The organism is Hamadaea sp. NPDC050747 (genome assembly GCF_040654195.1).
GTDB lineage: Bacteria > Actinomycetota > Actinomycetes > Mycobacteriales > Micromonosporaceae > Hamadaea.
Window position 1 is genome coordinate 195,266 of sequence record NZ_JBFAHM010000007.1, and the last position, 12,220, is coordinate 207,485.

The 12,220-nt window shown below is 70.4% G+C and carries 11 protein-coding genes and 1 pseudogene; 6 read left to right on the forward strand and 6 right to left on the reverse strand.

Going from position 1 to position 12,220, the window contains the following annotated elements; all coding sequences use genetic code 11:
• Positions 1-105: 105 nt before the first annotated feature.
• Positions 106-411 (forward strand): annotated as a pseudogene (locus AB0H43_RS18280) (VanZ family protein); the annotation flags it as partial.
• 27 nt (positions 412-438) lie between these two features.
• Here AB0H43_RS18280 and AB0H43_RS18285 read toward each other — a convergent pair.
• Positions 439-1,185 carry a GGDEF domain-containing protein gene (locus AB0H43_RS18285; RefSeq protein WP_360000540.1) on the reverse strand — a complete coding sequence of 249 codons (747 nt, stop codon included), beginning with the start codon at positions 1,183-1,185 and terminating at the stop codon, positions 439-441.
• Between the two features lie 238 nt (positions 1,186-1,423).
• Here AB0H43_RS18285 and AB0H43_RS18290 point away from each other — a divergent pair, with 238 nt between their 5' ends.
• From AB0H43_RS18290 to AB0H43_RS18305, 4 genes are all read left to right on the forward strand, one after another.
• Positions 1,424-1,666, forward strand: a complete 243-nt coding sequence (locus tag AB0H43_RS18290; RefSeq protein ID WP_360000541.1) for a DUF397 domain-containing protein — start codon at positions 1,424-1,426, stop codon at positions 1,664-1,666.
• 103 nt (positions 1,667-1,769) lie between these two features.
• Positions 1,770-2,651: a helix-turn-helix transcriptional regulator gene (locus AB0H43_RS18295; protein ID WP_360000542.1), complete on the forward strand. Its 882-nt coding sequence runs from the start codon at positions 1,770-1,772 to the stop codon at positions 2,649-2,651.
• Between the two features lie 43 nt (positions 2,652-2,694).
• Positions 2,695-3,501: an SAM-dependent methyltransferase gene (locus tag AB0H43_RS18300; RefSeq protein ID WP_360000543.1), complete on the forward strand. Its 807-nt coding sequence runs from the start codon at positions 2,695-2,697 to the stop codon at positions 3,499-3,501.
• Between the two features lie 122 nt (positions 3,502-3,623).
• Positions 3,624-4,196 (forward strand): HhH-GPD-type base excision DNA repair protein, encoded by a 573-nt coding sequence (locus AB0H43_RS18305; RefSeq protein WP_360000544.1) that lies wholly within the window; start codon positions 3,624-3,626, stop codon positions 4,194-4,196.
• On the opposite strand, the gene AB0H43_RS18310 is transcribed toward AB0H43_RS18305, so the two are convergent.
• From AB0H43_RS18310 to AB0H43_RS18325, 4 genes are read right to left on the reverse strand one after another with little or no spacing between them, the layout of a single operon-like run.
• Positions 4,193-4,960 (reverse strand): hypothetical protein, encoded by a 768-nt coding sequence (locus tag AB0H43_RS18310; protein WP_360000545.1) that lies wholly within the window; start codon positions 4,958-4,960, stop codon positions 4,193-4,195. The genes AB0H43_RS18305 and AB0H43_RS18310 overlap by 4 nt on opposite strands.
• A 27-nt stretch (positions 4,961-4,987) precedes the next feature.
• The gene (locus AB0H43_RS18315) at positions 4,988-6,322 is read right to left on the reverse strand and encodes a hypothetical protein (RefSeq protein WP_360000546.1); all 1,335 of its coding nucleotides are present in this window, start codon (positions 6,320-6,322) and stop codon (positions 4,988-4,990) included.
• Positions 6,323-6,328: 6 nt separating this feature from the next.
• Positions 6,329-7,471, reverse strand: coding sequence for a polyprenyl synthetase family protein (locus AB0H43_RS18320; RefSeq protein WP_360000547.1), 1,143 nt, complete (start codon positions 7,469-7,471; stop codon positions 6,329-6,331).
• Positions 7,464-8,891: a family 2B encapsulin nanocompartment shell protein gene (locus AB0H43_RS18325; protein WP_360000548.1), complete on the reverse strand. Its 1,428-nt coding sequence runs from the start codon at positions 8,889-8,891 to the stop codon at positions 7,464-7,466. The genes AB0H43_RS18320 and AB0H43_RS18325 overlap by 8 nt, the downstream gene beginning before the upstream one ends.
• Before the next feature lie 265 nt (positions 8,892-9,156).
• Between AB0H43_RS18325 and AB0H43_RS18330 the strand changes: the two genes are divergently transcribed.
• On the forward strand, positions 9,157-11,334 hold the full coding sequence (locus AB0H43_RS18330) for a germacradienol/geosmin synthase (protein ID WP_360000549.1): 2,178 nt from the start codon (positions 9,157-9,159) through the stop codon (positions 11,332-11,334).
• Here AB0H43_RS18330 and AB0H43_RS18335 read toward each other — a convergent pair.
• Positions 11,309-12,205: a S41 family peptidase gene (locus tag AB0H43_RS18335; protein ID WP_360000550.1), complete on the reverse strand. Its 897-nt coding sequence runs from the start codon at positions 12,203-12,205 to the stop codon at positions 11,309-11,311. The two genes, AB0H43_RS18330 and AB0H43_RS18335, sit on opposite strands and share 26 nt — an antisense overlap.
• Positions 12,206-12,220 lie beyond the last annotated feature (15 nt).

Consider the following 12,220-nt stretch of genomic DNA (forward strand, 5'->3'; position numbering starts at 1 on the left):
GCGGTGTGCGTACCACTTGTGTGGGCGAGTAAGCGACGCGGCCGGGACTGGCGCGCGGACGCCCTGCTCGCGGGCATGTTCGTGGGCACCTTGCCGTGGACGTGGATGGCGCTGACCCCGCTGCACGGACCCGAGCGGATCAGCCTGCGCCCGCTCGTGGACCTGTTCGCCCAGGTACGCGGCGACGGCGCGGAGGCGTTCGTGCAGATCTTCGCGAACCTGGTCTTCCTGCTGCCGCTGGGCGCGTTGGCGCCGGTGCGCTGGCGGTGGGCGGCGAACCTGCCGCGCATCGTCACGCTGGCCGCCGTCTACTCCGGCGCGATCGAGATCGCGCAGTACGCCCTCCACCTGGGCCGGATCTCCAGCCTCGACGACGTCCTCCAGAACACCGCCGGGGCGGCTCTGGGCGCGCTGCTGACCCGGCGCTGGTGGCGGCGGTCAGTGGCGCCGGCGCCGCTTGGCGACGACCCGGGTCCGGCAGTAGACGGGATCGACGGTGCCACCCTCGGCCCTCGGCTCGTGCCCGGTCAGGAGGGCCTGCTCGAGCGGGCTGCCCTCGGCGACCGTGGTCCGGGGCGTGGCGCCGGGGACGGTACGCGACCGCCGCTGGACGATCTTGGTCCGGCGGAGCATCGACTCGGCCCGGCGCAGCGCGCGGGTGAGGTCGGCCGGACCGGCCACACCGGAGACTCCGACGGTGGCGCGGACCCGGATGACCTGGCCGCCGACCCAGATCGGGGTCGCCAGCAGCTCCTCTAGGCGATCGGCGTCGGGATGCGCTCCCGAGCCGCGGACGAGCGCCACGAACTCGTCCCCGCCGAGCCGCGCCACGAGCTGACCGCCGACGTAGTCGGCGAATCGCCGGCCGAGCGCGACGAGGACCTCGTCTCCCACGATCTGCCCGTACGCGTGGTTGATCCGGTGGAAGCCGTCGACGTCGATCAGCACCGCGGTCATCGGCTGCCGAGCCGGGTCGGCGAGCAGTGCCGTCCCCAACTCGTAGAACGCACGCCGGTTGAGCAGCCCGGTCAGGGAGTCCTGCCGGGCGGCGATGCGCTCGGCGAGCACCTTGCGGCGCAGTTCGACAGCGGCCGCTTCGGCCTGGCGAACCCGCCGGCCCAGCCAGATCGCCACCCCCGCGCCCGCCAAACCGGTCAGAACGACCGCAACGACGGCTGGATTCACGGCTGCGTTCCCCTTTCGCGCGGGCCGAGAGTGTCGGCCGCCCGATGTCGCACTATGGCCGTTCGATGGAATATGCGGACCTCAGACCGCTTATGCGGGCTTCCGGCGGTCTTCGCCGCCATCCACAGAAGACGATCAGTACCAGGTCACTGGGGTTATGATGCGCTCTGCACCGTGCAGATGCAAGAGCGGATGCACGTGCAGATGCCAGACGGACAGCGGGGAGGGAATGAAGTTGGTGACTGAAGCAAGCCAGGGCCAGCAGCTCACCTGGCGCAAGAGCGGGCGCAGCAACGCGAGCGGAAACTGCGTCGAGGTCGCCCGATTGCCGGAAGGCGCCGGCGTGGCGATCCGCAATTCGCGGAACCCGGACGGACCGGCGCTGGTGTTCACCGCCGACGAGATCGCGGCCTTCGTCGCGGGCGTACGCGACGGGGAGTTCGACGACCTCGTCCCGGGCGCCGACAGCCGAGGGGCGTGACAGCGCGCCCCCGACACGCATACCACCGGACCGGTGACCCGCCGGTCCATCCACATAAGGCATGCTTCAGATCACGATCAGGAAAACCGGGAGGTGAGAGCCCATGGCCGCGGCGTTCGACGCCGGCAGCGGCGGTGGCCCCACCGCCCTGCGGATCATGCTCGGCGCGCACCTTCGCCGGTTGCGCGAGGCTCAGGGGATCTCCCGGGAGGACGCCGGCTGGCAGATCCGGGCGTCCGAATCCAAGATCAGCCGGATGGAGCTGGGCCGGGTCGGCTTCAAGGAGCGGGACGTCGCCGACCTGCTCACCCACTACGGGCTGGCCGACGGCGGCGAACGCGAACGCCTGCTCGCCCTGGCCCGGGAGGCGAACGCGCCCGGCTGGTGGCACCGGTACAGCGACATCCTGCCGAGCTGGTTCCAGCCCTACATCGGCCTGGAGTCGGCGGCGTCGCTCATCCGCAACTACGAGGTCCAGTTCATTCCAGGCCTGCTGCAGACGGCCGACTACGCCCGCGCTGTCGTAAGCCTCGGACACGCGCGTACGGGGGCCGAGGGGATCGAACGCCGGGTGGATCTGCGGATGACCCGCCAGCAGGTGCTGGCCAAACCGGACGCGCCGCAGTTCTGGGCGGTGGTGGACGAGGGCGCGCTGCGCCGGCCGGTCGGCGGGCGCAAGGTCATGATCGCCCAGCTGGAGGCGTTGATCGCGGCGACCGAGCGGCCCAACGTCCGCATCCAGGTCGTGCCGTTCGTCATCGGCGGGCACGCGGCCCACGGCGGCGCCTTCAGCATCATGCGATTCGCCGAGCCGGACCTGCCGGACGTCGTCTACGTGGAGCAACTCACCAGCGCGATCTATCTGGACAAGCGCGAGGACGTCGATCAGTACCAGATCGTCATGGAGACGCTCTGCATCGAGGCCGCCCCGCCGGAACAGACGCCCGACATCCTCCGCAAAATCGCGGCTGATCTGTCTCAGTGACCTAATCTATGGATCCCCAACCCTTCATGCGAGGTGCATAGCTGTGAACGACGCACCGCAGAACGCCGAGCTGCTGTCCCGGCTGGACACGTCGGTGGCCCACTCCGCCCGGCTCTGGAACTACCTGCTGGGCGGCAAGGACAACTTCGCGGCCGACCGCGAGGCGGCCGAGCAGGTCCTGGCGTTCATGCCCGAGCTGGTGCAGTCCGCCCGCTACAACCGGGAGTTCCTCGGCCGCGTGGTCCGCCACCTCGCCGGCTCCGCCGGGATCGACCAGTTCCTCGACATCGGCACCGGCCTGCCGACCGCGAACAACACACACGAGGTCGCGCAGAAGACCAACCCGGCCGCGCGAATCGTCTATGTGGACAACGACCCGATGGTCCTCGTCCACGCGCGTGCCCTCCTGACCAGTACGCCTGAAGGCGCGACCGACTACATCGACGCCGACATCCGCGATCCGGAGACGATCCTGCAGAACGCCGCGCGTACGCTCGACTTCGAGCGGCCGATCGCGATCATGCTGCTCGGCATCCTGAACTTCGTCGTCGACGACGCCGAGGCCGCCGCGATCGTCACCAAGCTCCTCGACGCCGTCCCGGCCGGCAGCTACCTCGTCCTGTCGCATCCCACGGCCGAGGTCCACCGGGAGGCAGTCGAGCGCGCCATGCAGATGTGGAACTCCAGCGGATCGGCTCCGATCTGCGCGCGTACGCCCGCCGGCATCAGCAAGTACTTCGAAGGGCTGGAAGTTCTCGAGCCCGGCTTCGTGACCGTGTCGCAGTGGCGCCCGGACGGCAACGACGAGACCGTCGTCACCGAGTGGTGCGGCGTCGGCTTCAAGCACTAGCACTCCTTCTGGGCGGCCTTCTGGGCGCTGGATCAGGGTTCCCGGTCGAATCTTGGAGCATGATTCGACACGGAACCCTGATCCAGCGCCGATCATCGGTGGCGGTCTGGCAAGCTGGGGCCATGTCGAAGCTCTTCCTCGCTCAGGAGCCGGCGGCCGACGAGATGCTCGCGACCGACCCGCTGGCGCTGCTCATCGGGATGCTCCTCGACCAGCAGCAGCCGCTGGAGAAGGCGTTCGCCGGGCCGTACCGGCTGGCTGAGCGGCTCGGCGTCGAGCACCTCGACGCGGCGGCGATCGCGGGGCACGATCCCGAGGAGTTCGCCCGGATCTTCGCCGTCCCCCCGGCCATCCATCGCTACCACGGCTCGATGGCGCAGCGTACGCAGCAACTCTGCCAAGCCGTGGCCGACGTTTACGACGGCGACGCCGGCCGGATCTGGGGCGAGGCAGCCGACGGCAAGGACCTCTTCAACCGGCTGACGGCGCTGCCCGGCTACGGCAAGCAGAAGGCGCACATCCTCATCGCCCTGCTCGGCAAGCAGCTCGGGGTGCAGCCCGACGGCTGGCGGGAGGCGGCCGGGGCGTACGGCGAGGTGGGGTCGTTCCGGTCGGCGGCCGACATCGTCGACGCGGCCTCGCTGACGAAGGTGCGCGAGTACAAGAAGGCCGCGAAGGCCGCCGCGAAGGCCTAGGGCAGCCCGCGTAGCCGGGACAACGCGGTCACCAGGCTGTCCGGGGTGACCGCGAACGCCCGGCTGAGCGGGTACTCCACCTGGTAGATGACGAAGAGCAGCAGCGCGAGCATCGCCCCGACGACCGCCATCATCAGCCCGTTGGGGAAGGTGCGTTCCAGCCCGAACATGTAGAGGAACAGCACGCTGACCAGGCCGCCGCCGAGGAGCACCGGCCAGAGCAGGCCCGGCATCCCCTCCCCGGCCGCCTGCAGCCGCCCACTCCGGGCTCCGGCCGCCGCACTGATCTGCGCACTGAGCTGGGCGTACGCGTTCTGCTCCGGGTCGGTCTGCGGGCGTACCGCGTCGACCCGCCGACGGAGCTGGGTGAAGAGCAGCTCGGCCTGGTCGTCCGGCTCGTGGCGTACGCGAAGCCGCATCCACTCCGGACCGACAGCCTCCCCCAGGTACGCCACGATCAGCCCGCGTACCTCGGCTCGGTCGGCCGGGGCGAGTTGATCGGCCGACCAGTACGCCTCGACGAGGCTGCCCGCTTCGAGGTCGGTGCTCGACGCGGCGGCCGAGCGGGGTTCCCACACGGCGATCGCGGCGATGGCGATGAGGATGGCGTAGACCATCCCGATGGTGGCGTAGAGCGCGCTGGCGGCGTCGGAGTCGGCGACGAGCCACCGGTCCGGGACGAACTTGGAGACCAGGAGGAATCCGCCCGCCGACACGGCGGCGGCCCCCAGCGTCACGAGCGTTCCGGCGAGCATGACATCCATCGAGGCCCCCTCGGATCGACAGTGCAGTCATCGGCGTATGCGAGCCGCGAGGGTGATCGCGGGGACGAGCAGACCGGCGAAGAAGGTCAGGGTCAGGGGCAGTTTCCGGCGCGGCGCCGGTGGCGGTGGCGGCCGCCGGGCCGCGGCCAACGCCACCGGTGAAGGCGAAGGCGGCGGCACCGACGAAACCACTGTGGACGGAGAAGGCCGGGCGGCCGGAGGTGACGGCGACGGGGGGATGTAGGGTGCCGGCTGCGGCCAGCGGACTGCGACGGCGTACTCCTCGACCTCGCCGCCGGAGGCCGATCCGGTCGGCGCGACGACGGCCGGGCTTCCGGCGTACAACCGGAGGAGCAGCCGCAGAGCGCGGGCCGTGCGCGGAACGCTGATCGACGGCCAGGACAGGACGGCGGACTCCGCCCCGGGTGGGACCTCGGCGATGGCGCGGGCGTTGCCGAGCCAGCCCGCGAGCAGCGCCGGTTCCGGCGTGGTGTTGCGCACCGCAACCGTGACCTGCCAGGACGTCGCCTCCGCGGCGATGACCGGTGTCGTGACCCCGTCGTCCGGGCCGACCGCCGCCCCGATGCCCAGCACGCCGAGCGTGGTGACCGTGTTGCGCGGGGCGTCGCCGTTCTCGGACGAGCCGTAGTCCCAGAGGACCGGGCAGGCCGCCGCGTCGGCGTGGTACGCCGTCACCCCGGCCTCGGTGAAGGTCGCCCGCGACGCGTCGGTCAACGGGATCCGGTAGATCCGGCCCGACGAGTTCTCCAGCGCCAGCAGTACGCCGAACGCGCTGATCGACACCGCCCCGAACGCAACACCCTCCACATTAGGCAGACTTGTCGTGGTGACCCGGCCGGAAGCGGGATCGACGCGGACGAGCCGGGTCGGCGAGACGGCCAGCCCGTAGAGCGCGCCGTCGAGCGGGTTCACCGCCCAGTCGCCCAGATCGACCTGCTCGGTCAACTGGACCCGCCGCACCACCTTCAGCGTCGGGAGCTGCACGTCGACGAGGGCCGGCCCGTCCAGCAGCAGCCAATCCGATCCCGCGACCGCTCCGGCATACGCGCCCGGGACGACGGCCGGGCCCACCGGGGTCAGGCGACCGGCGGCATCGACGGTCACGGTCTGCCCGCCGGAGATGGCGTACCCCAGATCCGAGTAGTAGCCGAGCGCGTTCACCGGCCGGGGCAGGTCGCCGAGCTTGGCGTACCCGTGGGCGTTCTCGTCGAAGCGCAGCAGCGTCTTGTCCTGGACGAGGACGAAACCGTTGCGGCACATCGGCTCCGCCGCCGGAGTGGTGGCCGGTCCGGCGACCACCCCGGCGGTCAGCGCCAGCGCGAGCAGCCAGGCGCTGGGCACGGCTCGCTACCGATCCCGCTGCGTGAGCAGCCGCGCGAGCGCGGTCAGCTCCAGCGTCCGGGCCAGCGGCGGATCGTCGTGCAACCGGTCCAACGCCCGGCTGATCAACTCGCTCGCCTGCGCCACGCACCACTGCCGCCCGCCGGCCGCGTCCACGGCCGCCGCGAGCTGCTCCAGCTCCGCCTCCTTCAGCTCCTCTTCCTTGGCGTACGCCTCGAGCAGCGGCCGGGCGGCGGGCACGCCCGAACGCAGCGCGACGACGACGGGCAGGCTCTTCTTCCGGCTCCGCAGATCGGAGTAGACCGGTTTGCCGGTGATCGCGGGATCGCCCCAGATGCCGAGCAGGTCGTCGGTGATCTGGAAGGCGAGCCCGAGATCGGCGCCGAATCCCCGGAGCCGGGCGACCTGCTCGGCGGTGCCGCCGCCGAGCAGGGCACCGAGACCGGTGGCGCACTCGATCAGCGCTCCGGTCTTGCGCCGGGCCATGGCCAGGCATTCGGCGGTGGTCACGTCGTCGCGCGACTCGAAGGCCAGGTCTTCGCCCTGGCCGTGCAGCAGATCACCGACGGCGGTCGACAACATCTTCTGCGCCAGCCGCGCCCGGGTGGGGCCGGCCACCCGGGAGTCGGCCGGCCCGCTGAGCGTGCCCAGCGTGTCGAAGGCGAGCGTGAGCAGGGCGTCGCCGGCCAGGATGGCCTGCGCGACGCCGAACTCCTTCCACACCGTCGGCCGATGTCGCCGGGTCTCGTCGCCGTCCATGACGTCGTCGTGGACGAGCGAGAAGTTGTGCACCAGCTCGACCGCGACGGCGGCGGGCAGCGCGGCGGCCGGTGCGCCCCCCACCGCCTGCGCCGCCAGCAGCACCAACGCCGGGCGCAACGACTTGCCGCCGTGGCCGTGCGCGGCCGGGATGCCGTGCCGGTCCCACCAGCCGAAGTGATACCCGGACGCGTGCCGCAGCACGGCCGGCATCGAGTCGACGGCGGCCCGCAACGCCGGCTCGGCGAGCGCGCGAGCCGAGTCGACGGCCTGTCTGGCGACCTGAGCCGCCGGAGTGGGCTGCACCGGTGCGACGCGCCCGGCGCCCGAGCCCGCGTCCGCCTCCGGCGTACGCGAACGAGCCGGGGCGTCGACCGGGCGCTCAGTCATGGAAGTAGCCGATCTGGACGTTCTCGAGGACCCCGAGCGCGTCCGGGACCAGAACCGCCACCGAGTAGTACGCACTGACCAGGTAGGACATGATCGCCTGGTCGTTGATCCCCATGAAGCGGACCGACAGGCTCGGCTGGTACTCGTCCGGGATCCCGGTCTGCTGCAGCCCGACGACGCCCTGCTCGTCCTCGCCGAGCCGCATGGCGATGACCGACGTGGTGTGCGTGTCGGTCACCGGGATCTTCGAGCAGGGCAGCAACGGCACGCCGCGCCAAGATGGCACATGGTGGCCCTGGAAGTCGATCGTGGCCGGGTAGATGCCGCGCCGGGTGCACTCCCGTCCGAACGCGGCGATCGCCCGCGGATGCGCCAGCAGCACGTGGGTGCTGCGCCGGCGGCTGAGCAGCTCGTCGAAGTCGTCCGGGGTGGGCGGCCCGGTCCGCGTGTGGATGCGCTGCTTGAGATCGGCGTTGTGCAACAGACCGATCTCGCGGTTGTTGACCATCTCGAACTCCTGTCGTTCTTTAAGAGCCTCAACGGTCAATCGCAATTGTTGCTCCGTCTGATTCATCGGATGGTTGTAGAGATCCGCGACGCGGGTGTGGATCCGCAGCACGGTCTGCGCGACGCTGAGTTCGTACTCCCGCGGCGACATGTCGTAGTCGACGAACGTGCTCGGCAGCATCGGCTCGCCGTCGTGCCCGGCGGACAGCTCGATCTCCGCCTCGCCGTGCCGGTTCTGCCGCGGCACCCGGCTGCTGCGGAGCCGCCGAAGGTGCTCGGCGAGCGACGGAGACTGCTCGGCCAGTTCCTCGAAGGACCGGCGCGGCAGGCTCAGCACGATGCAGGCGGTCGCCGCGCGTACGGAGTATTCCCAGGTCAGGTCCGACCCAAGGAGGACCCGGTCGCCGAAGTACTCGCCGTCGGCCAGCACGCCGAGGACGGCCTTGGCGCCGTACTCCCCCAGCCCGACCTTGTCGGCCTTGCCGTGGGCCATCAGGTAGAGCTGGTCGGCGGGTGCGCCGGCCTCGACGATCGTGTCGCCGGCGGCGTACTCCCGTTGGGCGAAGCGCCGGGACAGCGCGTCCAGCGCCTCGATGTCGTCGAAGTCGCGGAGCTGTGGCAGTTCTCGCAGCTCCGGCGGGACCACCCGGACCTGGTCGCCGACGTTGGTGAAGGTCAGCCGGCCGTCGCCGACGGCATAGGTGAGCCGCCGGTTCACCCGGTACGCCCCACCGGTGACCTGGAGCCAGGGCAGCACCCGGAGCAGCCAGCGGGAGGTGATCTCCTGCATCTGCGGGACGGACTTGGTGGTCGTCGCCAGGTTCCGCGCCGCTGCGGTACTCAGGCTCGACCGGCCGTTCGGGGACTCCGACCCCGCTTCGATGGGCTGGCTCGGAGCGTCCAGGATCGTCATTTCGCCACCGTCCGATCTGCTTCGAGGGACACCGCCGGCGGTCCCCGGCGATGGTGGAGCTGACGCCGGGCACTCGATCCGAATGCCTCCGGCGGGCGGCGGTACGGGCCGCTTGGCGCAATGAGATCAGCGGCCTTGGCAGGAGTGTCAAGCTAAATCACCATTGGAGGTGAAATCGCGTGCTCTGGGCGATTTGATGGGGTGGGATCAGGGGAGCCGCGGTGCTGGTTCTCCGGCTCCGTCCGACGAAGAAGGGTCGCTGCCCATGACACAACCATTCCGGCTGCCGGAGTTCTACGTCCCGCACCCGGCCCGGCTGAATCCCCACCTCGATCGCGCCCGCGTCCACAGCAAGGCCTGGGCTCGTGAGATGGAGATGATCGAGGGCTCCGGCATCTGGGACGAGCAGACCTACGACTCTCACGACTACCCGCTGCTGTGTGCGTACACCCACCCCGACGCCTCGGCGGAGCGTCTGGAGCTCGTGACGGATTGGTACGTCTGGGTGTTCTTCTTCGACGACCACTTCCTGGACGTCTACAAGCGAACGCAGGACCGGGAAGGCGCTAAGTCCTATCTGGACCGGCTACCCGCGTTCATGCCGATCGGCGACGAATCGATGCCGACTCCGGCGAACGCGGTCGAGCGAGGGCTGGCCGATCTGTGGACCCGGACCGTTCCGGCGATGTCGGTCGCCTGGCGGGAACGCTTCGCCGAGGCGACCCTGCACCTGCTGCAGGAGTCGCTGTGGGAGCTGGGCAACATCAGCGAGAAGCGCATCCCGAACCCGGTCGAATACGTCGAGATGCGCCGCAAGGTGGGCGGCGCTCCCTGGTCGGCCGGGCTCGTCGAGTTCGCCGTCGCGGCGGAGGTCCCGGCGGCCGTCGCCCGCACCCGGCCGTTGCGCGTCCTGCGGGACACCTTCTCCGACGGCGTCCATCTCCGCAACGACATCTTCTCCTACCAGCGGGAGACCGAACAGGAGGGTGAGGTCAACAACGGGGTGCTGGTGGTCGAGCACTTCCTCGGCTGCTCTCCGCAGGAGGCCGCCGACACCGTGAACGATCTGCTCACCTCGCGGCTGCACCAGTTCGAGAACACCGCGCTGACGGAGTTGCCCGGCCTGTTCGCCGAGCACTACCTCGACCCGGCCGGGCAGGCCGACACCCTCCGCTACGTCCAGGGGCTGCAGGACTGGCAGAGCGGAGGCCACGAATGGCACCTGCGCTCGTCGCGCTACATGAACAAGCTGGCCGAATCCTCCCTCCCAGTCCCGCCCAGCGCGTTCGCCGGGCTCACGCGCAGCTTCACCCACGTGCCCCACCAGGCCGTCGGCCACCTCCCGCTCCCCGCGATCCCCATGCCGTACGCGACGCGCCAGAGCCCGCATCTGCACGCCGCCCGGCGTAACACGCTCGACTGGGCGGCCCGCATGGGCATGCTCAGCCCGACGCCGGGACTGCTCGGCAGCGGACTGTGGACGGAGCCGCTGGCGGCCGGGTTCGACTTCGCGTACTGCGCCGCCATGCTGCACTGGCGAGCGTCGGGCCCGGAGCTGGACCTGTCGTCGCATTGGCTCACCTGGGGCACCTACGGCGACGACTACTTCCCGCTCGTCTTCGGGCGTACGCGGGACTTCGCCGGAGCCAAGGCGTTCACCCAGCGGATGCGGCAGTTCATGCCGTTGACCGGGCCGGCCTCCGGCGTGGTCCCGGCCAACCCCGTCGAGCTGGGGCTGGCCGATCTGTGGGCCCGGACCGCGATCACGATGGACGACCGATCCCGGCACGAGTTCCGGGACGCCGTCCTGGGGATGGTGGACAGCTGGCGATGGGAGCTGCTGCAGCAGAGCCAGAACCGGATCGCCGACCCGGTGGACTACCTGGAGATGCGGCGGTTCACCTTCGGCTCGCAGCTCACCATGAGCCTGTGCCGGATCAGCCGGTCCGACGTCGTCCCCGCCGAGGTGTACCAGACTCGTCCGATGCAGGCCCTGGACGACTCGGCGGCCGATTACGCCTGTCTCACCAACGACCTGTTCTCCTACCAGAAGGAGATCCAGTACGAGGGTGAGCTGGCCAACGGCGTCCTGGTGATCCAGCGGTTCCTGAACTGCGACGCGCTCACCGCCTCGGCGATCACCGCCGACCTCATGGAGGCCCGGTTACGCCAGTTCGAGCACCTCGTCGCGGAGGACCTGCCACGGCTGTTCGACGACCAGCGGCTCTCGCCGGAAGCCCGCACGGCGTTGCTGAGCTACGCCGACGAGCTGCGCGATTGGATGGCCGGCATCCTGCGGTGGCATCAGGGGACCACCCGCTACGACGAGGCGTCCTTACGGGAGCGGTACGCCTCGCCGAAGCCGTCGATCCCGATGCCGACCGGGTTGGGCACCTCGGCCGCCCGGCTCCCGTCGCTCAGTTCGTTCGCCGGACCAGGCTGAGGGCGGTCTCGTAAGCGGCGTCGGCGTCGACCTCGACATCGGGGGCGACGCCGACGCCTTCCCAGTTCGTGCCGGTCGACGGGTGCACCGCTCGCGCGGTGGGGATGCTCGCCTCCAGGTGCGGGGTCAGGCGCAGGCCGATGCGGGGGTGCGCGCCGCCGCGGGTCGTCTGCCCGACCAGCGTCGCCCGGCCGGTCACCTTCAGGTCGTACGCGACCTGCTCGCCACCCGAGAACGTCTTCGGTCCGATGAGGACGTAGACCGGCTTTTTTCCGCCGTAGCGCCGGCCGGGCACGGTCGCGAAGGTCCACCACTGCCGGGTCGAGTCGGTGGCCCGCTCGTAGATCCCGGTCAGCGGGGTCTCCTCGTCGTCGAACAGGTAGCTCAGCAGGTGGGCCACGATCGCGGGCTCGCCGCCGACGCAGCCGCGCACGTCGATGACGAGCGCGTCGGCATCTGCCACCAGCGTCATCGCGGCCGTGATCGCCTCCGCGGTGATCATCGCGGGCAGCAGGCGCGGCTGGATGTCGAGGTAGGCGATGTTGCCGTCGAGCCGCTCGACCCGGTGCATGCCGGACGCCGTCCGTGCGGCGACGTTGACCATCTCGGCGAGGAAGGCCGCCTCCTGAGCCGCCCTGCTCTCGTCGGCCGGCTCGGGCAACTCCTCCACGTGGTGCAGCAGACGGAGGTGCTTGTCCCCGTTCACCCGTTGCGCGTCTTCGGTCACCAGGGCGGCCAGCTCGGCCTCGGAGTCCACGGCGTAGCGCCCGGACGCGATGCCCTCGGCCAGAATCTCGTTGATCTTCTTCGCTGCCTCCGGGAAGACGTAGTGCTCGGTCAGCAGGTCCTGGAATTTCTCCACGATTGTCATGCCGGAAGTGAAGCA